At 43.1% G+C, this 25757-nt stretch carries 24 protein-coding genes; 23 read left to right on the top strand and 1 reads right to left on the bottom strand.

Annotated features, from left to right (window positions below):
* Nucleotides 1–41 precede the first annotated feature (41 nt).
* The 7 genes from M1K46_RS12975 (at nucleotide 42) to M1K46_RS12945 (ending at nucleotide 7179) form a co-directional block, all read left to right on the top strand.
* Complete coding sequence (locus M1K46_RS12975; RefSeq protein WP_053357580.1) at nucleotides 42–1280, top strand: NAD(P)-dependent malic enzyme; 1239 nt, start codon at nucleotides 42–44, stop codon at nucleotides 1278–1280.
* 25 nt (nucleotides 1281–1305) lie between these two features.
* On the top strand, nucleotides 1306–1935 hold the full coding sequence (locus M1K46_RS12970) for a FadR/GntR family transcriptional regulator (protein WP_256226282.1): 630 nt from the start codon (nucleotides 1306–1308) through the stop codon (nucleotides 1933–1935).
* 30 nt (nucleotides 1936–1965) lie between these two features.
* On the top strand, nucleotides 1966–2820 hold the full coding sequence (gene accD, locus M1K46_RS12965; protein WP_053357582.1) for an acetyl-CoA carboxylase, carboxyltransferase subunit beta: 855 nt from the start codon (nucleotides 1966–1968) through the stop codon (nucleotides 2818–2820).
* A gap of 2 nt (nucleotides 2821–2822) precedes the next feature.
* Complete coding sequence (locus M1K46_RS12960) at nucleotides 2823–3800, top strand: acetyl-CoA carboxylase carboxyltransferase subunit alpha (protein ID WP_053357583.1); 978 nt, start codon at nucleotides 2823–2825, stop codon at nucleotides 3798–3800.
* 116 nt (nucleotides 3801–3916) lie between these two features.
* Nucleotides 3917–4876 (top strand): 6-phosphofructokinase, encoded by a 960-nt coding sequence (gene pfkA / locus M1K46_RS12955; protein WP_256226281.1) that lies wholly within the window; start codon nucleotides 3917–3919, stop codon nucleotides 4874–4876.
* Between the two features lie 49 nt (nucleotides 4877–4925).
* Nucleotides 4926–6677 (top strand): pyruvate kinase, encoded by a 1752-nt coding sequence (gene pyk, locus M1K46_RS12950; protein ID WP_256226280.1) that lies wholly within the window; start codon nucleotides 4926–4928, stop codon nucleotides 6675–6677.
* A 106-nt stretch (nucleotides 6678–6783) separates the two neighbouring features.
* Entirely contained in the window at nucleotides 6784–7179 is a 396-nt protein-coding gene (locus M1K46_RS12945; protein ID WP_053357586.1) for an FxsA family protein, read from the top strand.
* Nucleotides 7180–7405: 226 nt separating this feature from the next.
* On the opposite strand, the gene ytvI is transcribed toward M1K46_RS12945, so the two are convergent.
* Nucleotides 7406–8518 (bottom strand): sporulation integral membrane protein YtvI, encoded by a 1113-nt coding sequence (ytvI, locus tag M1K46_RS12940; protein ID WP_256226279.1) that lies wholly within the window; start codon nucleotides 8516–8518, stop codon nucleotides 7406–7408.
* A 54-nt stretch (nucleotides 8519–8572) separates the two neighbouring features.
* On the opposite strand from ytvI, the gene M1K46_RS12935 reads away from it, so the two are divergent.
* The 16 genes from M1K46_RS12935 (at nucleotide 8573) to M1K46_RS12860 (ending at nucleotide 25751) form a co-directional block, all read left to right on the top strand.
* A complete protein-coding gene (locus tag M1K46_RS12935) occupies nucleotides 8573–9031 on the top strand; it encodes a DUF441 domain-containing protein (protein WP_062233879.1) in 459 nt (152 codons plus the stop codon).
* Between the two features lie 189 nt (nucleotides 9032–9220).
* Nucleotides 9221–10336 (top strand): citrate synthase, encoded by a 1116-nt coding sequence (citZ, locus tag M1K46_RS12930; RefSeq protein WP_256226278.1) that lies wholly within the window; start codon nucleotides 9221–9223, stop codon nucleotides 10334–10336.
* Between the two features lie 98 nt (nucleotides 10337–10434).
* The gene (icd, locus tag M1K46_RS12925; RefSeq protein WP_062233885.1) at nucleotides 10435–11703 is read left to right on the top strand and encodes an NADP-dependent isocitrate dehydrogenase; all 1269 of its coding nucleotides are present in this window, start codon (nucleotides 10435–10437) and stop codon (nucleotides 11701–11703) included.
* Nucleotides 11704–11837: 134 nt separating this feature from the next.
* On the top strand, nucleotides 11838–12779 hold the full coding sequence (gene mdh / locus M1K46_RS12920) for a malate dehydrogenase (RefSeq protein WP_256226277.1): 942 nt from the start codon (nucleotides 11838–11840) through the stop codon (nucleotides 12777–12779).
* 93 nt (nucleotides 12780–12872) lie between these two features.
* Entirely contained in the window at nucleotides 12873–13349 is a 477-nt protein-coding gene (locus tag M1K46_RS12915) for a MaoC family dehydratase (protein WP_091003982.1), read from the top strand.
* 547 nt (nucleotides 13350–13896) lie between these two features.
* Nucleotides 13897–14607: a response regulator transcription factor gene (locus M1K46_RS12910; RefSeq protein WP_053357594.1), complete on the top strand. Its 711-nt coding sequence runs from the start codon at nucleotides 13897–13899 to the stop codon at nucleotides 14605–14607.
* A complete protein-coding gene (pnpS, locus tag M1K46_RS12905; protein WP_256226276.1) occupies nucleotides 14607–16346 on the top strand; it encodes a two-component system histidine kinase PnpS in 1740 nt (579 codons plus the stop codon). The genes M1K46_RS12910 and pnpS overlap by 1 nt, the downstream gene beginning before the upstream one ends.
* Before the next feature lie 213 nt (nucleotides 16347–16559).
* Nucleotides 16560–19199 (top strand): DNA polymerase I, encoded by a 2640-nt coding sequence (gene polA / locus M1K46_RS12900; RefSeq protein WP_256226275.1) that lies wholly within the window; start codon nucleotides 16560–16562, stop codon nucleotides 19197–19199.
* A gap of 60 nt (nucleotides 19200–19259) precedes the next feature.
* Nucleotides 19260–20081, top strand: a complete 822-nt coding sequence (gene mutM / locus M1K46_RS12895) for a DNA-formamidopyrimidine glycosylase (RefSeq protein WP_256226274.1) — start codon at nucleotides 19260–19262, stop codon at nucleotides 20079–20081.
* A 59-nt stretch (nucleotides 20082–20140) separates the two neighbouring features.
* Entirely contained in the window at nucleotides 20141–20773 is a 633-nt protein-coding gene (gene ytaF, locus M1K46_RS12890) for a sporulation membrane protein YtaF (RefSeq protein ID WP_053358507.1), read from the top strand.
* 18 nt (nucleotides 20774–20791) lie between these two features.
* Entirely contained in the window at nucleotides 20792–21385 is a 594-nt protein-coding gene (gene coaE, locus M1K46_RS12885) for a dephospho-CoA kinase (RefSeq protein ID WP_091003999.1), read from the top strand.
* Between the two features lie 130 nt (nucleotides 21386–21515).
* Entirely contained in the window at nucleotides 21516–22553 is a 1038-nt protein-coding gene (locus M1K46_RS12880) for a glyceraldehyde-3-phosphate dehydrogenase (protein WP_256226273.1), read from the top strand.
* Nucleotides 22554–22862: 309 nt separating this feature from the next.
* A complete protein-coding gene (gene speD / locus M1K46_RS12875; protein ID WP_053357600.1) occupies nucleotides 22863–23249 on the top strand; it encodes an adenosylmethionine decarboxylase in 387 nt (128 codons plus the stop codon).
* A 91-nt stretch (nucleotides 23250–23340) separates the two neighbouring features.
* Nucleotides 23341–23736 (top strand): hypothetical protein, encoded by a 396-nt coding sequence (locus M1K46_RS12870; protein ID WP_053357601.1) that lies wholly within the window; start codon nucleotides 23341–23343, stop codon nucleotides 23734–23736.
* A 75-nt stretch (nucleotides 23737–23811) separates the two neighbouring features.
* On the top strand, nucleotides 23812–24273 hold the full coding sequence (gene nrdR, locus M1K46_RS12865) for a transcriptional regulator NrdR (RefSeq protein ID WP_053357602.1): 462 nt from the start codon (nucleotides 23812–23814) through the stop codon (nucleotides 24271–24273).
* A 98-nt stretch (nucleotides 24274–24371) separates the two neighbouring features.
* Nucleotides 24372–25751: a replication initiation and membrane attachment family protein gene (locus M1K46_RS12860; protein WP_091004008.1), complete on the top strand. Its 1380-nt coding sequence runs from the start codon at nucleotides 24372–24374 to the stop codon at nucleotides 25749–25751.
* The last annotated feature ends 6 nt before the right edge of the window (nucleotides 25752–25757 follow it).

Genomic DNA, 25757 nt, shown 5'->3' with positions numbered 1-25757 from the left:
ATTTGATATTACTTAACTTAATAAAATTAGGAGATGAAATGATGTCTATTTTACGAGAAGAAGCCCTGCATATGCACAGAGTGAACAAAGGAAAGCTGGAATCTACTCCTAAAGTTCCTGTCAGAAATGCAAAGGATTTGAGTCTTGCTTACTCTCCGGGAGTGGCAGAGCCATGCAAAGATATCTATGATGACAAGTCCAAGGTCTATGAATATACGATGAAGGGCAATACTGTTGCTGTAGTTTCTGATGGTACAGCTGTTCTCGGACTGGGAAATATCGGTCCGGAAGCAGCATTGCCGGTCATGGAAGGAAAAGCAGTTCTTTTCAAAAGCTTTGCGGGCGTAGATGCGTTTCCGATTTGTCTGAACACAACAGATGTGGATAAAATTGTTGAGACCGTAAAGCTTCTTGAGCCTACATTCGGCGGTGTAAACCTGGAAGATATCGCGGCCCCTAACTGCTTTCTTGTGGAAGAACGTCTGAAAAAAGAGACCAATATTCCGATCTTCCATGATGATCAGCATGGTACAGCGATCGTTACATTGGCAGGTCTCGTTAACGCTCTTAAACTCTCTAATCGTTCGATGTCAGAGATTAAAGTTGTCGTTAACGGCGCCGGAGCTGCAGGTATCGCTATCATTAAGCTGCTGGACCGTTTCGGTGTAAAAGACATCGTGATGTGTGATACTAAAGGTGCGATCTACGAAGGCCGTCCTTTTGGAATGAACAGTGTAAAAAGCGAAGTGGCCAAGTTTACTAATCGTTCCAAAAAAGAAGGTTCACTTAAAGAGGTTATTGACGGAACCGATCTATTCGTCGGAGTATCCGTTGAGGGAGCACTGACTGAAGAGATGATCCGTTCCATGAATGAGAACCCGATCATTTTTGCGATGGCTAATCCGAATCCGGAAATTATGCCGCAGAACGCCAGAGCAGCAGGCGCGATGGTCATTGGTACAGGTCGTTCCGATTTTCCTAACCAGGTTAATAACGTGCTAGCCTTTCCAGGGATTTTCCGGGGTGCTCTTGACGTAAGAGCAACGCACATAAACGAAGAAATGAAGATTGCCGCAGTTAACGCGATTGCTAATCTTGTTGCCGAAAGTGAATTAAATCCGGACTATGTGATTCCGGCTCCATTCGATCCGCGTGTTGCGCCTGCTGTTGCAGCAGCCGTTGCCAAAGCAGCTATGGAAACAGGAGTTGCACGGATTAAAGTAGATCCTGAGAAAATTGCTGAAAAAACGATGCAGCTTTCATTGATTGGAAAAGAATAAAAGGTTCTCAGGGGAGGCTGGACAGTTGTCAGGCACATCTGAAAAAGTCTATGTTGAGATCATAAAGAAGATTAAAACGATTATTGAAGAAGATAACCTTCAGGCCGGTGACAAGCTGCCGTCAGAACGTGAACTCACAGACCGTCTGCATGTTGGACGGTCTTCCGTAAGAGAAGCTTTAAGGTCTCTGGAGCTTCTTGGACTGATTGAAACGAGAAGGGGAGAGGGCACGTTCATAAAGCCCGCTACAGGCCACCGGCTTGTAGAGGTTCTTGCTTCGTTTATTTTGCACGACAAAAAAGCGAAGCAGGATCTCTTAGAAACAAAATCGATTATCATCCGTGATTGTATAGAACTTGCTGTACAACGAATCAATGATGCAGATGTTGAAAGCCTGAATGATTTGCTTCACCAAATAAACGAAGTGGATCATCCCGATCAACTTCAGCTGCTTTCTTATCAATTTAAGGATACTGTGATTAAATTATGCGATAATCATTTGCTTTACAGGCTCTGGATTGAATTGTCCGGTTATGGTTCATCGCTGCATGGGAATTCATTTCTTCTTGACTCAGGGGAATGCTCACAGATTGTGGAGCATTTAATAAACGGGGACAGCAAGAAAGTCATTCAGCTAATGTCTAGTGAATTGTGACATTAAGTTTATAGTATAGGTGGTGTTATTTTGTTAAAGGATTTTTTCGCCAAGAAGAAGAAATATGCCACAATTCCAACCGAAAAAATGAAACAGGATGTGCCTGAGGGACTCATGACCATGTGTCCTGAATGCAAACACATTATGTACACAAAAGAACTGAAAAAGAATCTGCTCGTATGCCAATCCTGCAACTATCATTATCCGATGTCCTCTTATGAGAGAATTGGAAGCCTTGTAGATGAAGGCAGCTTTACAGAATACGATCAGGATATGGTCTCAGTAAACCCGCTTGAATTTCCGGGTTATCTTGAAAAATTAGACAGTGACAGAAAAAAAACAAAGATAAACGAAGCTGTTGTTACAGGTGACGGCACGATTAACAGCTATCCGGCCGTTATCGCTGTCATGGATTCACGCTTCAGGATGGGCAGCATGGGATCGGTCGTTGGAGAAAAAATTACACGAGCGATCGAACAAGCCATTGAAAAAGAGATTCCATTTCTCATTTTCACTGCCTCCGGAGGAGCCAGGATGCAGGAAGGAATTCTTAGCTTAATGCAGATGGCCAAAACAAGTGTGGCACTTAAAAAGCTGAGCGACCGGGGACTGTTATTTATATCGGTCATGACGCATCCGACTACCGGCGGCGTTTCCGCAAGCTTTGCATCGGTTGGAGATTATAATTTTGCAGAGCCTAAGGCATTGATCGGTTTTGCCGGCCGCAGGGTCATCGAACAGACCATTCGCGAAGATTTGCCAGAAGATTTCCAGACATCAGAGTTCTTGCTTAAGCATGGACAGCTCGATAAAGTTATTCCAAGAGACGAAATGAAAGATACATTGACTACAGTATTAAAAATCCATTCAGGAAGGGGGGAATAGACATGGTCGGAGAATTAGAATTCGAACGTCCTATCACAGAGCTTAAAAAGAAAATCGCTGAGTTAAAGTCATTCATGCAGGAAAAAGGCATCGATTTAACTGATGAAATCAGCTCTTTGGAAGAGAGGCTGAGCGCTCTTCAAAATGATACGTATGAGAATATGACTCCATGGGACCGTGTACTAGTTGCCCGCCATCCTGAGCGTCCAACAACACTAGACTACATCCCTTCCCTGTTTACAGACTTTATTGAGCTTCATGGGGACCGTCTGTTTGGTGAAGATGAAGCCATTGTCGGCGGTATCGGAATGTTCCATGGCCAGCCGGTAACGGTGATCGGACAGCAGCGCGGAAGAGATACGAAAGAAAACATCAGAAGAAACTTTGGGATGCCGCATCCGGAAGGTTACCGCAAAGCTCTTCGATTGATGAAACAGGCTGAAAAGTTTTCCCGCCCGGTCATTTGCCTTCTTGATACGAAAGGAGCATTTCCCGGGAAGTCAGCTGAAGAAAGAGGACAGAGCGAAGCGATCGCAAGGAACCTTATAGAGATGGCAGGGCTTACTGTACCGATCATCTGCATCATCATCGGTGAAGGAGCCAGCGGCGGGGCCTTAGCCCTTGGAGTAGGGAATCATGTTCATATGCTGGAAAACTCCTGGTACTCCGTTATTTCTCCTGAAGGAGCCGCTTCAATCCTTTGGAAAGATTCTACAAAAGCAAAATTGGCTGCAGAGTCTATGAAAATTACAGCTCCTGATCTAAAGAAACTTGGTGTAATCGACGAAGTGATCGAAGAAGTTAAAGGCGGCGCCCATCATGATTCCGCTGAACAGGCAAGGCGTATCGATGCTGTTTTACAGCAATCACTCTCCGACCTCCAAAAAATGTCAGAAGAAGAGCTTGTTGAACAGCGATATGAAAAATACAAAAAAATGGGACAATTTACGTTTGTAAACGGTTCCATTGCGATGAAATAAGGAATGTGCTCTCTCCCTAGTGAGAGAGCGCATTTTTTGTCTTTTGTTGTCTATTGTGCTGAAGTTTTGAACATGATATTTTAATAAGATGAGAATACTTGAGAGGTGGAAATTAGATGAAGCGAATTGGGGTTCTTACAAGTGGAGGAGATTCACCAGGTATGAACGCTGCCATTCGTGCTGTAGTTCGTAAGGGGATTTTTCATGATCTTGAAGTTTATGGCATATACAATGGTTATGCAGGATTAATCGCTGGTAACATTACAAAACTTGAGGTTGGTTCTGTTGGGGATATCATTCACAGAGGAGGCACGATGCTTCGTACCGCACGATGTGAAGAGTTCAAAACACATGAAGGACAAGCTAAAGGGATTGAACAGCTAAAAAAATATGGTATTGAAGGCCTTGTCGTGATCGGCGGAGACGGATCGTTCCAAGGGGCGAAGAAACTCACTGAACATGGTTTTCCTACGATTGGACTTCCTGGTACGATTGACAACGATATTCCGGGCACCGACTTTACCATTGGATTTGATACTGCTTTAAACACGATCATTGAAGCGATTGATAAAATTCGTGATACTGCAACTTCTCATGACAGAACCTATGTTATTGAAGTTATGGGGCGTGACGCGGGGGACCTTGCTTTATGGGCTGGTCTTGCCGATGGCGCAGAATCCATTCTTATACCTGAAGAAAAGCATGAAATGGAACAGATTATCAATCGATTGAAACTTGGAATTGAACGTGGCAAGAAGCACAGTATTATCATTGTGGCTGAAGGTGTGTGCAGCGGCGTTGAGATCGGCAAGCAGATCGAAGAAAAAACAAACCTTGAGACACGGGTTACGGTGTTGGGGCACATCCAGCGCGGAGGATCTCCTACGGCATTTGACCGCGTGCTTGCAAGCCGTCTGGGCGCCAGAGCTGTTGAATTGCTGCTCGAAGGCAAAGCCGGGCGAACAGTTGGTGTGCAAAAAAATGTTTTGGTAGATCATGACATTACAGAAGTATTGGCAAGCAAACACCAGATCGACCAAGGCATGTATCGTCTGTCTCAAGAACTATCTATCTAATTTAACTAAATGCATGTTTTATGAAGTGCAAAATACAGGAGGAAGACCCATGCGTAAAACAAAAATAGTCTGTACGATCGGACCTGCAAGTGAAAGTGTGGAGAAGTTAACACAGCTCATTGAAACAGGTATGAATGTAGCTCGTCTAAACTTTTCCCACGGAGATTTTGAAGAACATGGGGCGCGTATCAAAAATATTAGAGAAGCGTCTGCCAAGCTTGGTAAGACTGTTGCGATTCTTTTAGATACAAAAGGCCCGGAAATCCGTACACAAACACTTGAAGGCGGAGTTGCGGAACTTCAGTCAGGTGAAGAGCTTGTTATTTCTATGGAAGAAGTAATGGGGACAAGCCAGAAGATTTCTGTAACCTACCCGGGACTTGTTGATGATGTTCATGTCGGCTCTAAAATCCTGCTTGACGATGGCTTGATTGAGCTTGAAGTTACACACGTTGGTTCCAAAGAAATCACGACAAAGATTTTGAACAGCGGAACTTTAAAAAATAAAAAAGGCGTAAACGTTCCAAACGTAAGCGTGAAGCTTCCGGGTATTACAGAAAAGGACGCTAAGGACATTGAGTTTGGTATCGAGCAGGGAATTGATTTCATCGCTGCTTCCTTTGTACGCCGTGCAACAGATGTTCTAGAGATCCGTGAGATCCTTGAAAAAAACAATGCACAAAGCATTCAAATCATCCCTAAGATCGAAAACCAAGAAGGTGTCGAAAATATTGATGAGATTCTGGCAGTATCTGACGGCTTGATGGTTGCCCGCGGTGACTTAGGCGTGGAGATTCCTGCTGAGGAAGTGCCTCTTGTACAAAAAATGCTGATCAAAAAATGTAATGAACTAGGGAAACCTGTCATCACAGCAACCCAAATGCTTGATTCCATGCAGCGTAACCCTCGTCCGACACGTGCAGAAGCAAGTGATGTGGCTAATGCAATCTTTGACGGTACAGATGCGATCATGCTTTCTGGTGAAACAGCTGCAGGAACGTATCCTGTTGAAGCGGTTCAAACGATGCATAAGATTGCTAAACGTGCAGAATCTGCATTAGATTATCGAAACATCCTATCTCAGCGCAGCAAGGAAAGCAAAACAACGATCACCGATGCCATTTCTCAATCGGTTTCCTTTACAGCTTTAAATCTTGAAGCAGATGCGGTGATCACTGCGACTGAACGCGGAATGACAGCACGCATGATCTCTAAATACCGCCCTAAGGCACCTCTTATCGCGGTGACAAGCCATGAAGATGTAATGAGAAAGCTATCACTCGTATGGGGAGTACACCCTGTTAAAGGGAAGAAAGCCAATACTACGGATGAAATGTTCCAGATTGCAATCGATTCTTCACTTGAAAGCAACCTGGTTGCACATGGAAACATAGTCGTAATTACGGCTGGAGTTCCTGTAGGCAAAACAGGTTCAACCAACCTTATGAAAGTTCACGTTATCGGTGATGTACTTGCTAAGGGACAAGGCATCGGACAGAAATCTGCAACTGGTAAGGTTGTTATTGCACGAAATGCAGAAGAAGCTTCAAACGTTAACGAAGGCGACATCCTGGTAACCATCGGAACAGACCGTGAAATGATGCCAGCAATAGAAAAAGCTGCGGCGATCATTACTGAAGAAGGCGGTTTGACCAGCCATGCAGCAGTAGTCGGCATCAGCCTGGGCAAACCAGTTATTGTCGGCCTTCAAGACGCTACAAAGCTTCTAAAAGACGGACAGGAAATTACAGTTGACGCTTCTAAAGGCGATATCTACGACGGGCATAAAAACGTTCTATAATTTATAATAAAAAGAGAAGGAGTCCATCCTTCTCTTTTTTCTTAGGCTTTGTTAATCCAAATTGTTGATTTTCAAAATGGAAACCTTTCTAAAAGGAGCAACTTTTATGTTCAGGATCTTATTTGTATTGCTGCTGATCATACCCGCCGCTGAAATAGGAATATTGGTGTGGGTAGGGAATCTGATTGGCCCGATTCCTACCGTAGCATTAATCATTTTCACAGGCCTTTTAGGAGCATGGCTGGCCAAGAGAGAGGGGCTTAACGCTCTCAGAAATGCACAGAGCCAGCTGCAAAACGGCCAGGTGCCAGGCACCGTACTGATTGACGGTATCTGTATCCTTGCGGGTGGCGTATTTTTGTTCACCCCAGGGTTCATCTCTGACATTTTCGGCTTCCTGCTGCTTTTTCCGCCGACTCGTTCAATAGCTAAAGTTCAGCTATTGCGTTATTTTCAGCGGAAAATTAAGTCCGGACAGTATAATTTCTATTGGAAACGATAAAAGAGCATCCATTCGGAGGCTCTCTTCTTGTTTTTTGAACAAATAAGTTTATTCAAGGTGTTGGCTGAGGTTTAAATTGGAGCGTCATCTGAATACGCGCGGAAATGAGAGGTTTACCCGCCGAAACGAATGAAATACCCTCCAACATTAAAAATTCACCCGCCAAAATCGTTCTTTTATCCGCCAAAACACGTTTATGGTAAACAACCAACCCGAAACAGGCGTTTCAGCTCTTCCCTTTAATAAAATAATACACTTCATGAAAGAACTGAGCCTGGTGCAGGGCACGGATGATAACAAGGAAGGCTGGTCCAATCAGAAGGCCGAGGAATCCGAACCATTGGAACCCGACAAACAGAACAATGAGTGTGGCAAGAGGATCGAGCCCTATGGTCGAGGAAAGGATTTTTGGTTCAGTCAGCTGACGCTGGATGATGACCACGCCATAGAGGACGGAAAGCCCGACAGTTAACGGGTAATTGCCGGAAACAAAAGTATAGGCGATCCAGGGCATGAATACCGCTCCTGTTCCTAAATAGGGCAGCAGGTCCACCGCACCAATTAACAAAGCAATCGTAATGGCATATTCTATCCGAAGAAGCAATAGGCCGATTAATACGATAAAGGCTGTAATGGATATGAGCGTCAATTGAGCTTTCGCAAAACCAAACAGTGCTTTGCGGAGCTCGATATAGACGGTCCGGGTACTCGCTATCCACTTATCGGAAGAAATCTTTCGGAGATATCCGGAAAAACGATACCAGTCTTTGCAAATAAAAAAAGCAGCGAGAATTGAAAATACGAGCACAGAAACAAGGCTTGGAAGACTGACAAGAACAGCAGATATCAGGTTGACGGTATCCTGCGCCAGGTTGCTGACTGTTGTAGTAATGTGGGTTCCGACTTCATCGATATTTTTCATGATTGTCTGCTGGTGGCCGTTGTCGAGATTGTTAAACATGCGGTTGATGTCATTATAAAGCGGCAGGATTTTATTTTTGAAATAGATTTCCATGTATTGTACCAGCGTTTTACTGTAATCAGGAAGAATATGTGCCAAGTAGGCGAAACCTGAAAAAATTTCTCGCATCAGGAGCAAAACCGCTCCTGCAAGTGCGGCAATAAGAAGCAGAAGAGCTGTAAAAACGGCAAATCCCCGGTGCATTTTACCCTTTTCTTCTAAAAAGTTAACGAATGGATTGATCGACATGGCGATGATTCCACCAAGGATAAAAGGGTACGTCACTTTGGAAAGAAAAAAACAGGCAAGTAAGACAATGGAAAATAAACATACTATGAGGAAGAAGCGCAGAATTCGGTGCAAATACTCATTGTTCATATCTTCACCATCCGTTCCCGGTCACTAGCAAAATAGAAAGAAGGGCTACCCATCATGCAGTCAACATTATTTTTGGTCATCTTGCTGGCCATTGGAATCATAGCGAAAAATCAGTCCCTGATTATTGCTCTCTCTGTACTGCTTGTCCTTAAATTTACAGGCATTGGAGATAAGGTCTTTCCGCTGATCCAACAGAAAGGCATCAATTGGGGCGTTACGATAATCACGATTGCCGTTTTGATTCCGATCGCTACAGGTGACATCGGATTTAAGCAGCTTCAGGAAGCTTTGAAGTCCTCCTTTGCGTGGATTGCCTTGCTTTCAGGAATTTTTGTAGCCATCATCGCATCAAAAGGGATCACCCTTCTTCAAGATGATCCGCATATAACAGCAGCTCTTGTTTTCGGCACCATTCTTGCTGTAGCTTTCTTAAACGGAGTTGCTGTAGGCCCATTAATCGGGGCAGGAATTGCGTATATGGCAATGAAAGTTGTCGAATTTTTCAGTGCGTAAACAACGAAAAAAGCCATTTCCATTCACAAAGCCCTGTTTATTGTTTATAATTGACTTATATGTTCCAATTCCTTTAAATAGTCTACATTTCTTTATATGCTAGAAATGTAAGCTCTTACTTATAAGAGTTTTTTGGTTTTGTGCTTTTCTATTAAAGGAGAAAGAGAATTTAGAAAGGGAGAGATAACCATGACAGCAACAAGAGGATTAGAAGGTGTAGTAGCCACAACCTCATCTGTCAGCTCAATCATTGATGATGTACTGACATACAGAGGGTACAGTATTGATGACTTGGCAGACCACGCAACATTTGAGGAAGTAGTATATTTATTGTGGAATGGAAAACTTCCTAATGAAAAGGAACTTGATCAATTCAAAGCAGAGCTTGCTGAGCAAGCCGCTGTATCTGATGATTTAATCCAACATTTGAAATCGCTTCCTTTAAAAGGTGTACATCCAATGGCCATTCTTCGTACAGCGGTTTCCATGCTTGGAATGTATGATGAAGATGCTGAGGATATGTCTACCGAAGGAAATTACAGAAAAGCGGTAAAACTTCAAGCGCAGATTTCAACAGTTGTCACAGCGTTTGCAAGGATCCGTGAAGGAAAAGAACCGGTTGCTCCGCGCAAGGATCTCGGTCTCGCGGCAAACTTCCTATACATGCTTACTGGCAATGAGCCAGACGAAGTTGCAGTGGAAGCGTTTAACAAGGCTTTGGTTCTTCATGCGGACCATGAGCTAAATGCTTCAACATTTACAGCACGTGTTGCGGTCGCTACATTATCTGACATGTATTCTGGTGTTACTGCAGCAATCAGTGCCCTAAAAGGACCTCTTCACGGAGGAGCAAACGAGCAAGTTATGAAAATGCTCAGCGAAATCAAAAGTGAAGAGAACGTGGAAAGCTACTTAAGAAATGCGATCGATAACAAACAAAAGATCATGGGCTTTGGGCACCGTGTATATAAGAGCGGGGACCCTCGCGCGAAACATCTTCGTGAAATGAGCAAACAGCTGACAACAACAACAGGTGAAGAAAAATGGTATAACATGTCTGTGAAATTAGAAGAGCTGCTGAAAGAAGAAAAAGAACTTCTTCCGAATGTAGACTTCTATTCTGCAAGCGTATACCACAGCCTAGGCATCCCTCACGATATTTTCACACCGATTTTTGCGGTGAGCCGTGTATCCGGCTGGATTGCCCACATTCTGGAACAATATGAGAATAACCGTCTGATTCGTCCGCGTGCAGATTATACCGGACCATCCATGCAAAAGTACACACCGCTTTCTGAACGCTAATTCTTAGAAAGAAAAGAGAAGAGGGGTTACTCTTCTCTTTTGAAAGTTATTTTAGTAGGATAGAAAAGTAAGAGATTTTAGATAGGAGGACGAGCAACATGTCAAATGGAGAGCGTATTACAGTAGATAACGGGGTATTAAACGTACCTAACCAGCCAATTATTCCTTTTATTGAGGGAGATGGGACTGGCCCTGATATTTGGGCGGCAGCATCACGTGTTCTTGAAGCAGCAGTAGACAAAGCATACAACGGTGAAAAGAAAATCGTCTGGAAAGAAGTTCTTGCCGGAGAAAAGGCATTCAACGAAACTGGTGAATGGCTTCCGTCAGAAACACTTGATGTGATCCGCGATTACATAATCGCAATTAAAGGACCTCTTACAACGCCGGTTGGCGGAGGTATCCGTTCATTAAACGTGGCGCTTCGCCAGGAGCTGGACTTATTCACTTGTCTTCGCCCGGTTCGTTATTTCCAAGGTGTACCTTCACCTGTTAAGCGTCCGGAAGACACAGACATGGTCATCTTCCGTGAAAATACAGAAGATATCTATGCTGGAATTGAATATGCGAGCGGTTCTGATGAAGTGAAGAAGGTTATCTCTTTCCTTCAGGAAGAAATGGGAGTAAAGAAAATCCGTTTCCCTGAAACTTCAGGTATTGGAATTAAGCCGGTTTCTTCTGAAGGGACAAAACGTCTTGTTCGTGCTGCCCTTCAGTATGCAATCAGCGAAGGACGCAAGAGCTTAACACTTGTCCACAAAGGAAACATCATGAAATTTACAGAAGGTGCTTTCAAAAACTGGGGCTACGAGCTTGCTGAACAAGAATTCGGCGATAAAGTATTCACTTGGGCTCAATATGACCGTATTGTTGAAGAGCAAGGAAAAGATGCTGCGAATAAAGCACAAGCTGATGCAGAAGCTGCTGGCAAAATTATCGTAAAAGATTCTATTGCTGATATCTTCCTTCAACAGATCCTTACTCGTCCTGCAGAGTTCGATGTTGTAGCGACAATGAACCTTAACGGAGACTACATTTCTGATGCACTTGCTGCACAAGTAGGCGGAATCGGAATTGCTCCTGGAGCAAACATCAACTATGAAACTGGACATGCGATCTTTGAAGCTACACATGGTACAGCTCCTAAATATGCGGGCTTGGATAAAGTTAACCCTTCTTCTGTTATCCTTTCAGGTGTATTAATGCTTGAACACCTTGGATGGCAAGAAGCAGCTAAACTCATTACAAATGCTATGGAAAAAGCGATTGCCGGCAAAGTAGTCACTTATGATTTCGCTCGTTTGATGGACGGCGCTACAGAAGTGAAATGTTCTGAGTTTGCCGACGAACTCATCAGCAACATGTAATAAAAGATGGCCCCGGCTCGCCGGGGCCACTGTTTAAATCAAGGAAGTCAAGTCTAGCTCCAGCGCTTGTCAAACCAAAAAAGGAGCGCTTGCGCATTTCTAAATAGAACCAGGATAATTTGGAGGGATTCTTTATGGCAGTGAACACACGCAAAAAGATTTCAGTCATTGGTGCAGGTTTTACAGGAGCAACAACAGCATTTATCGCAGCACAAAAAGAACTTGGGGATGTAGTGCTTGTTGACATTCCTCAAGCAGAAAATCCTACTAAAGGAAAAGCGTTGGACATGCTTGAAGCAAGCCCTGTACAAGGATTCGATGCGAACATCATTGGTACTTCCAACTATGAAGATACAAAAGATTCCGATGTAGTAGTTATCACTGCAGGAATTGCACGTAAACCAGGTATGAGCCGTGATGATCTTGTGAACACAAATGCAAAAGTCATGAAAAGCGTTACACAGGAAATCGTGAAATATTCTCCGAACACTGTAATCATCGTTCTAACTAACCCGGTTGATGCGATGACTTACACAGTTCTTAAAGAATCCGGTTTCCCGAAAAGCCGTGTAATCGGCCAATCCGGTATCCTTGATTCTGCTCGTTTCCGTACGTTCATCTCTCAAGAATTGAACCTCTCTGTAAAAGATATTACCGGTTTTGTTCTTGGCGGACACGGGGACGACATGGTGCCGCTCGTACGCTACTCTTATGCAGGCGGAATTCCATTAGAAAAATTAATTCCACAAGAACGTTTGGATGCGATTGTTGAACGTACTCGCAAAGGCGGCGGAGAAATCGTAAACCTTCTTGGAAACGGAAGCGCTTATTACGCTCCTGCTGCTTCATTGGTTGAAATGGTAGAAGCGGTATTGAAAGACCAAAGACGTGTTCTTCCGACTATCGCTTACCTCGAAGGCGAATACGGTTATGATGGAATTTGCCTTGGCGTTCCTACAATCGTAGGCGGAAACGGCCTTGAAGAAATCATTGAGCTTGAATTATCAGCAGATGAAAAAGCAGCGCTAGACCGTTCTGCAGAATCTGTGAAAAGCTTAATGAACGTATTAGCATAAATCATTAGGTAAAAAGGTTCGGGTTTTTCCGGATCTTTTTATCACTTCACAAATGTAAGCGTTTACTTAGGGCTTAATGAGGGGTGGTCTTGTATGTTGTTAGGAAAAAAGCGTAAACTGGGCAGAAAAATAGAAGAGATCCAAACAGGGGAAAAACTCGAACTTTCCGAAACGATTGAAGATAAGGATTTGCTTTTGTACCTCGGACTCACCAATGACAACAACCCTTTATTCATTCAACATGATTATGCATCCATGACGCCATTTAAAAAACCAATTGTTCCGCAGGTTATGCTTATTGGCATGGTAACAGCTGCGGTGTCCAAGTATTTACCTGGACCAGGAAGCAGCATTAAAAAACAATCTTTATCTTTTCCAAAACCTGTTTATCATTACGGCAAAGTTCATTTTTTGTTTCAGGTGACAGACATTGACCAGGAAGCTCATTCCATCAAGATGAGGGTTGAGGGGAAAAATGAAAAAAGCGAGCTGGTAATGGAAGGGGATCTTGAAATATGCCCTCCATATCAGCCGAAATCCATAACCTCCAACACGTTGGACAACTTCTAGACCGGGCAGCCGGTCTTTTTTTATGGCTCTTTTCTAAAAGATTGTTGCTTTTGGGTCATTTTTGTAAAGAGTCTTCATTGACAAGTTGATTGTAGTGCAAGGTGCGGAGACTCCTGCGGGAGAAGCGGGACAGGTGAGACCCACAGGCGCTAAGCGCCGAGGAGGCTCACCGCGCGCCCCGCGGAAAGCGAGCATCCTGAAACGGAAATCAACTACTCCTAAGAGCAACAAAGGTTACGAAAACAGCCTTTTTTATTGAAGGAAAGTATAAGATTTTGTTGGCATAGAAGCAGTGTCTAGCTTTAGCGCCCGAGGATGAAAATTGAATTCTATTTTTGTCTTAAATGATGAAATATGAGTCTTATTTCATCTTAGGTCCTCGAAGGACGAAATATAAACACATTTCGTCTTTGGGCGCTTCAGCTTTTCTTTTTAAAAATTTACAAACTTTACGAAATCTTTAATCTGACCCTTTTGTGCTTGGAAGAAAAAAATAGTATGATTGTAATGAATAAGGTGAAACGTAACTAAAAAAGGGTGGGAAAAGATGAGCCAGAAAATCATGGTAGTCGAGGACGAATTATCGATCTCAACATTATTGCAATTTAATTTAGAACAAGCTGGTTTTGAAGTGATCACCGCAATGGATGGACGAAAGGGCCTTGAATTGGCTGAAATGGAAAAACCGGATTTAATGGTTCTTGATCTTATGCTGCCTGAAATGGATGGTCTCGAGGTCTGTAAAAACTTGAGACAAAAGCAGCTTTTTATTCCCATACTCATGCTGACTGCAAAAGACGATGAATTTGATAAGGTGTTAGGATTAGAATTAGGGGCAGATGATTATATGACAAAGCCGTTTAGTCCCCGTGAAGTGGTTGCCCGGGTGAAAGCCATCCTTCGGCGTACCAAGCAGGCGGCTATCGAGGAACCTGCTCAAGCAGAGGAATCGGAAAAGCTGACGATTGGAGAAGTAGAAGTTTATCCCGAGAACTATGAAGCTTTTTATAAAGGGACAGCACTTGAATTGACTCCGAAAGAGTTTGAACTGCTTGTGTACCTCTCAAAGAATAAAAACAGGGTACTCACCAGGGAACAGCTTCTGTCTGCTGTATGGAATTATGATTTTGTCGGCGACACAAGGATTGTTGATGTGCATATCAGCCACCTGCGGGAAAAAATAGAAGAGAATACAAGAAAACCGGTCTATATTAAAACCATCAGGGGAATGGGCTATAAGCTTGAGGTTCCGCAATAATGCCAGATTTTAAAAACCGGGTACTCTCTTTTTTCCTGGTTGGAATTATGCTTGTTTTTATCCTGCTTGCTCTAATTGTCGGAGGTCTGGTGCACTATAACGTAAAGGAAAAGCGTCTGCAATCTTACCATAGTGAGCTCCAGCTTGTTTCCCTTGCTGCTGTTAATAAGGATACTGGCCTCTTGGAAAAGCAGTTGGATCGGGCTGAAAAAGATTTAGGTGGAAAACTTCTCTATCTATCTCCCAAAGGCAAAGTTTTGGCGCAATCAAAAAGTGAGAAAGAAGCTGTTCCTGATCAGCCTTTAAATGGATTGGACGAATATAAAGGCAGTTCACTGGTTTCAACGAAAGATATGGACCGTCTCGTTTATACACTGCCGGTTAAAAATCAAACATCCGGTTCACTTGAAGGGTATGTCCAGCTAGTTATTCCTGAAAAGACAGCCAACAGCACGGAGAGATCCATTTGGCTTGCCATGTCTCTTGGTTTTCTCATCAGCCTGGTCATCATCCTCTTTGTCTCAATCCGTGTGCTGAATCGGATTGTTAAACCAGTAGAAGAGGCAACGAGCACAGCGAAGGAGCTGGCGAGAGGGAATTTTAAGGCAAGAACTTATGAATATAAGGGAGATGTCGGTGAACTGAACTTTTCTTTAAATGTGCTTGCAAGAAACCTTGAGAAGATGACAAAGTCCTATGAATCGCAGCAGGACCGTCTGAAGACACTGATCGAGAACATGGGAAGCGGTCTCATTCTCATCGATTCTGATGGCTACATCACGATTGTTAACCGAGCCTTTAAGGAAATTTTTAAAGAGTACACCGATTCCTGGACGAGCCACTTGTTTCATGAAGTCTTTCCATATAAAGAAATTAAAGAAATCGTTGAAGATACATTTATTATGGAAACCAACATACGGAAACAAGTCGTGCTTCCTTTTCATATTGAGAGAAAGAACTTTGATGTTTACAGCGCACCGGTCCTCAACAGTCTCGGGAAGCTCCGCGGCATTGTTCTCGTTTTTCATGACATTACGGAATTGAAAAAACTTGAACAGATGAGAAAGGATTTTGTTGCCAACGTATCCCATGAATTGAAAACACCGGTCACTTCTTTGAAAGGTTTTGCTGAAACGCTGCTGGATGGAGCGGACGGCAATCCGGAAATCCGCAAAAAATTTCTTACAATCATGTGGAATGAGAGCGACAGGCTGCAGCACCTCATTCAAGATCTGCTTGATCTCTCTAAGGTGGAACAAGGATTTTCTTTGAACCTGCAAAAAGTCAGCCTGTCGACGATCGTAGAAGAAGTGATCGTCATGCTTGAAACAAAAGCGCAGGAAAAAGAGATAACGATCAAGTATTCTGCAGAAGGGAACACCATGATTGAAGGTGATTCACCGAGATTAAAGCAGGTTTTCATCAACCTTATAAACAATAGCTTAAACTACACTCCAAAAGGCGGAAGGATTACGATCCGCCTGAAGGAAAGCAGTGAAAAAGTAACCTTCAGTGTATCCGACACCGGTATTGGTATCCATAAAGAGGAAGTCTCGCGTATTTTCGAACGATTCTACAGAGTGGATAAAGCGAGAAGCAGGAACTCTGGCGGTACGGGGCTTGGCCTTGCGATCGTCAAGCACTTGGTAGAAGCCCACAGGGGCCGTATCCATGTGAAAAGCAAGCCGGGAGAAGGCTCGACATTCACGCTTGTTTTCAAAAAAGAATTTAATGATTGAATTTACAAACTATTAACACTGCATTCGTGCCAGCTTAACAGTTTATCGTTATGCTTTAAGTATCCTTTTTCAGTACCCCCTTTAAGAGAATCCATTACGGGTTCTCTCTTTTTTTGTTCTAATCTTCAAACAGACGATGGCTGGCCAATTTTCTTTTCTTATAGCCGAATGGTACAATAAAGATTAGAAAACAACCGATCAGGGGGTATTATTTTGGCAAATAAATTAGTTTTGATTGATGGAAACAGTATCGCATATCGTGCGTTCTTCGCGCTTCCTCTGCTCAACAATGATAAAGGTGTCTATACAAATGCAGTATACGGATTTACGACGATGCTGCTTAAAATATTGGAGGATGAAAAGCCCAGCCACGTGCTTGTTGCATTTGATGCGGGGAAAACAACCTTCAGGCATAAAACGTTTACCGAATATAAAGGAGGACGCCAGAAAACTCCTTCTGAGCTTTCCGAACAATTTCCGCTGATCCGCCAGCTTTTGGACGGGTTCGGAATTAAACGGTACGAGCTTGAAAATTATGAAGCGGATGATATTATCGGCACGCTTTCTAAACAGGCTGAAAATGGTGACTGGGACGTTAAAGTCTTTACTGGTGATAAGGACTTGCTTCAGCTTGTAACAGAAAACGTCAAGGTTGCACTGACCCGCAAAGGGATCTCGGAAGTAGAGGCTTATGACCTTCAACAGGTGGAAGAGAGATATGGCTTAACTCCTCACCAGATTATCGACATGAAGGGCCTCATGGGCGATCCATCCGATAACATCCCTGGAGTTCCAGGAGTCGGAGAAAAAACAGCCATTAAACTAATCAAACAGTTCGGCACTCTGGAAGAAACGCTGGAATCAATTGATCAGGTTTCAGGTGCAAAGCTGAAGGAGAAACTCAAGGACAATAAGGAACAGGCCTTGATGAGCAAAGAGCTGGCAACGATCACGCATGAGGCACCAATTGAAATCTCCATAAACGATTCTCTTTACGAAGGGTACCAAACAGAACAGCTGATTCCACTCTTTAAAGATCTTGGCTTCAACTCGCTGCTGGAACGAATCGGCGGGGACAGTGAAGAAACACAGCTGAGCGAACAGGAAAAAGAAGAGATTTCCTTTGAAAAGGCTGAAGAACTCAGTCATGAAATCTTATCATCACCTGCCGCTCTTATAGTAGAAACAACACCGGAAACCTACCATAAAGCTCCGGTCAACGGGCTGGCGATCGTAAACAGCAACGGAAAGTATTTTATTCCTGCTGAAACAGCGCTCTCTTCAGCATCGTTTAAGGAATGGGCGGAAGATGAAAGTAAAATTAAATACGTGTTTGACGCCAAAAGAGCGTACGTCGCATTGGACTGGAACGGTATTTCATTGAAGGGTGTAGAATTTGATCTAATGATCGCCTCTTATCTGCTGAATCCGTCCGAGTCCGGGGACGATGTAGCTGGAATTGCAAAACGCTACGGTATACATGACACTGATACAGAAGAAGCGGCGTACGGAAAAGGTGCCAAACGAAAGGTGCCTGAAGAAGAAATTCTATCCGAACATCTCGTTCGCAAAGCGAATGCTATTTTTTCTCTTCAGGACAAGCTTTCTGGAGAACTGAAGGAAAACGAACAGTATGAACTTTTTGCCGATCTTGAACTCCCATTATCACTGGTGCTGGGTGAAATGGAAACAACAGGAGTGAAGGTGGACGTCGGCAGGCTTCAAGCGATGGGACACGAGCTCACAGAGCAACTGAAAATACTTGAAGGAGAGATTCATGAACTTGCCGGAGTATCTTTTAATATAAATTCTCCGAAACAGTTAGGAGAGATCTTGTTTGAAAAGCTGAATCTGCCGGCCATTAAAAAGACAAAGACCGGTTACAGTACTTCGGTGGATGTGCTTGAGAAACTGGAAGGCAAGCATGAGATCATCAGGAAAATCCTTGTTTACCGCCAGCTTGGAAAATTAAGCTCTACCTATATTGAGGGGCTTCTGAAGGTTGTCGACGAAGATACTGATAAGATCCACACACGCTTTAACCAGGCGCTGACTCAAACAGGACGGCTGAGTTCAACAGAACCAAATCTGCAAAATATCCCGATAAGGCTTGAAGCGGGAAGAAAGATCAGGGAAGCCTTCGTTGCTTCAAAACCAGGCTGGAAAATTCTTGCCGCTGACTATTCTCAAATTGAGCTTCGTGTCCTTGCCCATATTTCACAGGACGAAAACCTGATGGAAGCCTTTAAAAAGGAAATGGACGTTCATACGAAGACCGCAATGGATGTTTTTCATGTGGGGATGGATGAAGTGACCTCAGAAATGAGAAGGCATGCCAAAGCAGTTAACTTCGGTATCGTATACGGAATTAGTGACTATGGCTTGTCGCAAAGCTTGAATATTACAAGAAAAGAAGCCGGAGAGTTCATTGAACAGTATTTGAAAACTTTCCCTGGTGTAAAAGAATATATGGAATCGATCGTCCGACAGGCGAAACAGGACGGCTATGTTTCAACGCTTATGCACCGCCGCCGATACCTGCCAGAGATTACGAGCAGAAACTTCAATTTAAGAAGTTTTGCTGAACGTACAGCCATGAATACTCCGATTCAGGGAACAGCGGCTGACATTATTAAAAAGGCGATGGTTGAAATGGATCAGGTGCTGAAAGACGAAAATCTGGAATCCTTGATGCTGCTTCAGGTGCATGATGAGCTGATCTTTGAGGTACCGGAAAATGAAATTGAAAAGCTGTGTACTCTCGTTCCGCAAGTGATGGAATCTGCACTCGGCCTTGATGTTCCATTAAAAGTTGATTTGAATTACGGAGATACATGGTACGACGCAAAATAAAAAAAAGAGAAGAGAAAACAGCCGATTTGGCTGTTTTCCGTTTGATTTGAGGTGAAAGATATGCCTGAATTGCCAGAGGTAGAAAACGTAAAAAACACACTGAACAGACTGGTTGGCGGAAAAACGATTAAAGAAGTTAGAGTCTTATGGAGCAATATTATTAAACATCCTGAGCTCGATGAATTCAAAATCCGGCTCAGCGGCCAGACCATAGAACATGTAGAGCGAAGAGGCAAGTTCCTTAAGATTTTTCTTGATGATGACGTTCTTGTTTCCCATCTGAGAATGGAGGGGAAGTATGCCTTAAACCAAAAGAAAGAACCGTTTGATAAACATACGCATGTTCTCTTTGAGTTTACTGACGGAAGTGAACTCCGGTACCGGGATGTCAGGAAATTCGGTACGATGCATCTGTATCGAAAAGGGGAAGAAGAACAGCGGCAGCCGTTATCCAAACTCGGTTATGAGCCTTTTTCCACAGAACTTACTCCATCTCTTTTAAAGAAGATGTTCTCGAAGACAAGCAGGCCGGTGAAAGCAGTCCTGCTGGACCAGTCTCTCATAACAGGTCTGGGAAACATCTATGTTGATGAAATTCTTTTTGCATCGGGTATACACCCCGAACAAAAAGCGAACGGATTATCGCTGCAGCGATTAAAAAAGCTGCAGGAAAACATGGTATCGATCCTGAAAGAGTCAGTCGAAAAAGGCGGCAGTACGATTCGCTCTTATGTGAATTCCGAAGGGAAAGCCGGTAACTTTCAACTGGAGCTTTTTGTTTATGGAAAAAAGGGAGAGCCATGCAAAAAATGCGGCCGTGAAATTACTAGATCCGTTGTTGCAGGACGAGGCACTCATTTTTGCAGCAGCTGCCAAAAATAACAGTTTCCAAGCTCCTTTCATATACTACAGAACGTGGTATGAAAGGAGCTTTTGCCGTTATGGTGTCCTTTTCGATGCTCTTACTGGCGTTTGCAGTAAGTCTTGACAGCTTTGGTACGGGGCTGACTTATGGCATGAAGGAAATAAAGATTCCGTTAAAATCTGTCATTATCATTTCCTCATGTTCGGCCATTACCTTTTTTATTGCAATGGGATTCGGCCATTTTTTAGAACGCTTTTTATCGCCGCATGCCGGGCAGGTAACTGGCGGCTTGATCCTTTTAGGTCTCGGTTCATATTTTTTGTACCAAGTAGCCAAACCTGAAAAAAAGGCCGCGGCTGTACCTGAAGAGAAGACTATTGTAAAATTAGAAATAAAATCTCTGGGAATCATGATTCAAATCTTAAGTAAGCCGACAATCGCAGATCTTGATAAATCCGGCTCTATCAATGGCTGGGAGGCGGTCTTGCTGGGCGTCGCGCTTTCATTGGATGCTTTCGGAGCGGGAATCGGAGCAGCGATGGTTGATATGCCTCCTTTTCTTACAGCATTTACGGTAGCCTCCATGAGCTCGATATTTGTACTTGGTGGCATGAAATTAGGGTTTGCAGTGTCCAGGATTACGTGGATGAAGAAGCTTACCTTTCTTCCAGGGATATTACTGATTATTATAGGATTACTGAAAATGTAACAGGAGGATCGTAAAATCATGATCATAGGCCTGACCGGCGGAATTGCCAGTGGAAAAAGCACAGTTTCCAACCTTTTGCGGAGCTATAACATACCTGTTGTTGATGCAGATTTAATCGCGCGTCAGGTTGTGGAGCAAGGCCAGCCCGCCTACGTTAAAATTGTCGAGAACTTTGGGATAGAAGTAATAGATGAAGAAAAGAACCTCGATCGAAAAAAACTTGGCAGCGTCATATTCAACGATTCTGCCAAACGGAAGGTGCTGAATGAGATTGTTCATCCGGCTGTACGGCATGAAATGAAGAGCCAGGCAGCACATTATCTTAATGATGGATTCAGCCATGTGGTCATGGATATTCCACTGTTGTTTGAGAGCGATTTGACCCATATGGTGGACCGCACACTCCTGATCTTTGTTGATGAAGAAGTCCAGTTCAGCCGATTAGTTATGAGAGACCACTTCACGGAGGATGAGGCAAGGAGCAGGATTGCTTCCCAGATGCCCCTTAAAGATAAAGTAAAGCTGGCGGATGCGGTGATCACAAACAATGGATCTTTGGAAGAGCTCAAAGTGAAACTGGATGCCCAGCTTAAGGAATGGAATATTATTTAGCCCTCTGTCTAGGCAGAGGGTTTATTTTTTGCCCGTTTTTATAAAATGATGTTCTTTTTTTATTTAAATATGCTATACTAATTGTAGAAAAAGAGGCAAAAAAGTATAACATATATGGAGGGAGCACACCATGAAAGCAAAAGTAGCGATTAATGGACTCGGGCGGATCGGAAGAATGGTATTTCGTAAGATGATGGAGGAAAATAACGAGTTTGAGGTTGTAGCAATCAACGCAAGCTATCCTCCTGAAACGTTAGCACATATGATTAAGTATGACTCAATTCACGGAATGTTTGATGGTGAAGTTAGTGCCCATGAAGGCTACTTAATGGTGGACGGGCAAAAAGTGCTTCTGCTCAATTCCCGCAACCCAAGAGAACTGCCATGGAAAGGGCTCGGCATCGATATCGTGATTGAAGCCACTGGAAAATTCAAAACAAAGGAAATGGCAGGCTACCATCTGCAAGCTGGAGCGAAGAAGGTTATTATTACTGCACCTGGAAAAGATGAAGACATCACGATTGTTATGGGTGTAAATGACAGCGATTACAAAGCGGACGAACATCATATCTTATCCAATGCTTCATGCACAACGAACTGTCTGGCACCTGTAGTAAAAGTACTCGATGAACAGTTCGGGATTGAATCAGGAATGATGACTACCGTACATGCCTATACAAATGATCAAAAAAATATTGATAACCCGCATAAGGACCTCAGACGTGCAAGAGCTTGCGGCCAATCCATCATTCCAACGTCTACCGGGGCGGCAAAAGCAATCTCCAAGGTTCTTCCTCATCTCACAGGAAAATTGAATGGAATGGCACTCCGAGTCCCGACTCCAAATGTATCATTAGTTGATTTAGTGGTCGATCTAAAAACGGATGTGACAGAAGAGATGGTAAATGAGGCTTTAAGAACTGCGTCTGAGGGTGCATTAAACGGTATTCTTGGATACAGCGAACAGCCGCTGGTTTCCATTGATTATAACGGTAATGAGAATTCTTCAATCATTGATGGTTTATCAACAATGGTTATTGAGAATAAAAAAGTAAAAGTGCTTGCCTGGTATGACAATGAATGGGGCTATTCTTGCCGTGTTGTTGATCTGGCAGGTCTTGTTGCTGCAGGTTTAGCTCAAAAGGCGGATATGAGGATTCCTTCATAAAGCAAAAATTAAAAAAGAACGGATGGAGCCGGTTTCTGGCGCTGTCCGTTCTTTTTGTTTTTAAACAAAATCCACCTATTTTATGTCATTAGTTTTCATATGAAAATTTAGAGGGAAATTTCAAACAAATTATTGCAAATGAAAAATAAAACAAGTATACTATGATTCGTGAACTTCAAATAAAGCAAACCAAGGCGTTGGATTCTACTTAAAGGGTTAGGACCTCTTAGGACTAACTTTCCCCCGTGGTAGATGTTCAATACCGCATGCTTGAAGGCATGAAAAATTTTTAAGGGGGACTATGCTAATATGGATACAATGGGAAGACACGTAATTGCTGAACTATGGGGATGCAACAGTGAAAAGCTAAATGATATGAGGTTTATTGAAGAGACGTTTGTTGACGCTGCCCTTAAAGCAGGTGCAGAAATTCGTGAGGTTGCTTTTCATAAGTTTGCGCCGCATGGCGTGAGTGGGGTTGTTATTATTTCTGAATCACATTTGACAATCCACAGTTTTCCAGAGCATGGTTATGCAAGCATTGACGTATACACTTGTGGGGATCGTATTGATCCAAATGTGGCTGCTGATTACATTTCACAGGCTTTGGAAGCGAACAGCCGTGAAAATTTAGAAGTTCCACGTGGAATGGGTCCTGTTAAAGTTGCTAAAAATAAAGTTGCTGCTAATAAATAAAAATGAATGCTAAGTCGAAAAAGAGGTGTGTTATTTGCACCTCTTTTTTTACTTTCCGCTTTTGCATGGAGGAGTTTAGAGGAGGGGTACCATGCTTAGACAATTGCAAAATATCTTGAAGAATCATTCGGAAACTTCCGAGAACCACCAAGATCCTTTACTGCAAACCCATTATTTCAAAGCGAACCGCACAAAAGTCATGGATGCCATTGAAGAACTTGTCCGGCAGCAAAGCCATTATAAACTGCTTGGATCATCAAAAGAACGGGGCGAGCTATCTTTTGAAGTTACAGCTCCAAGGAAGGCTTTTGCCGTGATCACTGCGACCTCTCTCAGACCATTTAAAACGGCAGTCGATATTAATGTCACGTCTGAATCGCCGCTTCCGATCGATTTTGGATACAGCAGAAAGGTGATCCTTGCTATTAATGAAGGATTGAAAGGAAAGCTTGAATTTATTGGCACATCTCTGCTTGAAAACAATTAATTCTTGTCACATGCCCTCCTTTTGTCTAAGATAGAATTATAATAGAGGTTAATTAATTTTTGGAGTTGATCTGCTTTGCGTTGTCCGTCCTGTCAGTATAACGGTACAAAAGTGCTTGATTCTAGACCGGTCCATTCGGGGAGATCGATTCGCCGCAGGCGGGAATGCGAGTCTTGCACCTATCGATTTACAACCTTTGAAACGGTTGAAGAAATACCGCTGATTGTTGTGAAAAAGGAAGGTACCCGGGAAGAATTCAGCCGTGAAAAAATTCTTCGCGGACTTATAAAAGCTTGTGAGAAACGCCCTGTACCTTTAGAAGTTCTTGAAAATATCGTGGACAACATAGAAAAGGACCTGCGGAACCAAGGGGTTTCTGAAATAAACAGCAAAGAAGTCGGCGAAAAAGTCATGGATTATCTTGCGGACACGGACGAAGTAGCTTATGTCCGATTTGCTTCGGTCTACCGGCAATTTAAGGACATCAATGTATTCATACAGGAACTGAAAGAATTAATAAAAAAAGACGAGCACTAACTTGCGTAAGACAGTACCAGTTTTACGCTTTTTTTTATCGGAATGCTTGTTTTTCTCTATAGACTTAGAAAAAAACTTTTTTTTGAAAGGTGAGAACCATGAGTGTACACTGGAAAGAAATTGTCCCGGTGGATACATATGAGGTTCAATTTAGCGGCTATCTCCATAATATAGACCGCAAAGTATTGACCATGCTGTACCAGCCGTTAATAGGCGCTTTTGCCTATAGTTTATATATGACATTTTGGTGTGATGCCGAAATGAAAACGCCAAAAGAGCAAACGCATCAGAGGCTCATGAATGTGACCCAATTTTCATTGAAGGATATTATTGCCGCCCGAAAAAAGCTGGAAGCCATCGGCCTGCTGAAAACTTATAAACGGGATAAAGAAGATTCGAGGGTTTACTTATATGAATTGCAAACCCCTCTGTCACCGGATGAATTTTTCAACGATGGGGTCTTGAACATCTATCTTTATAATCGATTAGGCAAAACAAAATATTGCGAGATGCGAGACCATTTTATTCAAGAAGAAACTGAGATGGAAGAATACGTGGAGATGACGTCATCATTTAATGATGTTTTCGTATCGCTTCATCCCTCTGAAATGACAGCAGGGACTTATTCGGAAATTCAGGAGGGATCAGGCGGAAGTCTGGCAGAAAGAAAACCAGGCAATCCGTTGTCCATCACTTCTGAGGACTTTGATTTTGATTTGTTGATCTCCAGCATTTCAAGCTTTATTCTTCCGAAAGAAGTCATAACTCCTTCCATAAGGGAATCCATCCTTAAACTGGCATACGTTTACCAGATGGGACCGCTTGAGATGAGCAGGCAAATCCAAAACGCGTACCATCTTCATGGAGAGTTGACTGCCGAAAATCTCCGGAAGGAAGTTCAAAAATGGTACAGGATTGAAAACAACAACCAGCTGCCGCAGATGGCTCTCCGTACTCAGCCGCAGAGCTTAAAATCAGCTGCAGGCAGAGAGCCTGTCACAGAAGAAGAAAAAGTGATAAAATTCTTTGAAGAAGTATCACCTTTTCAATTGCTGGAACTCCAATCTGGAACAAAGCCGGCGGAAGTGGATTTGAATATTGTTACGTATCTCATGCTTGAGCAAAAAATGACTCCGGGTGTGGTCAATGTTTTGATCGACTATGTACTGAAGACCAATGATCTAAAACTTACACGTTCATTCGTCGAAAAAATTGCGAGCCACTGGGCCAGGAAAAAAGTACAAACCGTTCAGGAAGCCATGGCGCTAGCTCGTTCAGAACAGAAGAAGTACAAAGAGTGGCAGGAGCGTAAGAATACAAATTATAAGCGTAATGGAACCCAGAAAAAGAGCGCCCGTCTGCCCGACTGGCTGAAGGATGAAGAGGCAACGGCAGAGAAAAAAGAAAAGAACAATAATAATAATGAGCTTGAAGAGCAAAACCAGCAATGGCTTGAAAACCTGCTTAAAGAAATCTAAAGGGGG

Origin of the sequence: Fictibacillus sp. WQ 8-8 (genome assembly GCF_024494405.1) — a bacterium.
GTDB lineage: Bacteria > Bacillota > Bacilli > Bacillales > Fictibacillaceae > Fictibacillus_C > Fictibacillus_C marinisediminis.
The sequence above is the reverse complement of the archived record's forward strand: the minus strand, read 5'-3'. Positions and strand labels throughout refer to the sequence as shown.

Bases quoted from the DNA above. Each gene is read 5' to 3' on its own strand.
- M1K46_RS12975 (WP_053357580.1), top strand. From the start codon at position 42: ATGTCTATTTTACGAGAAGAAGCCCTGCATATGCACAGAGTGAACAAA.
- M1K46_RS12960 (WP_053357583.1), top strand. From the start codon at position 2,823: ATGGTCGGAGAATTAGAATTCGAACGTCCTATCACAGAGCTTAAAAAG.
- pfkA (WP_256226281.1), top strand. From the start codon at position 3,917: ATGAAGCGAATTGGGGTTCTTACAAGTGGAGGAGATTCACCAGGTATG.
- pyk (WP_256226280.1), top strand. From the start codon at position 4,926: ATGCGTAAAACAAAAATAGTCTGTACGATCGGACCTGCAAGTGAAAGT.
- M1K46_RS12945 (WP_053357586.1), top strand. From the start codon at position 6,784: ATGTTCAGGATCTTATTTGTATTGCTGCTGATCATACCCGCCGCTGAA.
- ytvI (WP_256226279.1), bottom strand. From the start codon at position 8,518: ATGAACAATGAGTATTTGCACCGAATTCTGCGCTTCTTCCTCATAGTA.
- M1K46_RS12935 (WP_062233879.1), top strand. From the start codon at position 8,573: ATGCAGTCAACATTATTTTTGGTCATCTTGCTGGCCATTGGAATCATA.
- citZ (WP_256226278.1), top strand. From the start codon at position 9,221: ATGACAGCAACAAGAGGATTAGAAGGTGTAGTAGCCACAACCTCATCT.
- icd (WP_062233885.1), top strand. From the start codon at position 10,435: ATGTCAAATGGAGAGCGTATTACAGTAGATAACGGGGTATTAAACGTA.
- mdh (WP_256226277.1), top strand. From the start codon at position 11,838: ATGGCAGTGAACACACGCAAAAAGATTTCAGTCATTGGTGCAGGTTTT.
- M1K46_RS12915 (WP_091003982.1), top strand. From the start codon at position 12,873: ATGTTGTTAGGAAAAAAGCGTAAACTGGGCAGAAAAATAGAAGAGATC.
- M1K46_RS12910 (WP_053357594.1), top strand. From the start codon at position 13,897: ATGAGCCAGAAAATCATGGTAGTCGAGGACGAATTATCGATCTCAACA.
- pnpS (WP_256226276.1), top strand. From the start codon at position 14,607: ATGCCAGATTTTAAAAACCGGGTACTCTCTTTTTTCCTGGTTGGAATT.
- mutM (WP_256226274.1), top strand. From the start codon at position 19,260: ATGCCTGAATTGCCAGAGGTAGAAAACGTAAAAAACACACTGAACAGA.
- ytaF (WP_053358507.1), top strand. From the start codon at position 20,141: ATGGTGTCCTTTTCGATGCTCTTACTGGCGTTTGCAGTAAGTCTTGAC.
- coaE (WP_091003999.1), top strand. From the start codon at position 20,792: ATGATCATAGGCCTGACCGGCGGAATTGCCAGTGGAAAAAGCACAGTT.
- M1K46_RS12880 (WP_256226273.1), top strand. From the start codon at position 21,516: ATGAAAGCAAAAGTAGCGATTAATGGACTCGGGCGGATCGGAAGAATG.
- speD (WP_053357600.1), top strand. From the start codon at position 22,863: ATGGATACAATGGGAAGACACGTAATTGCTGAACTATGGGGATGCAAC.
- M1K46_RS12870 (WP_053357601.1), top strand. From the start codon at position 23,341: ATGCTTAGACAATTGCAAAATATCTTGAAGAATCATTCGGAAACTTCC.
- M1K46_RS12860 (WP_091004008.1), top strand. From the start codon at position 24,372: ATGAGTGTACACTGGAAAGAAATTGTCCCGGTGGATACATATGAGGTT.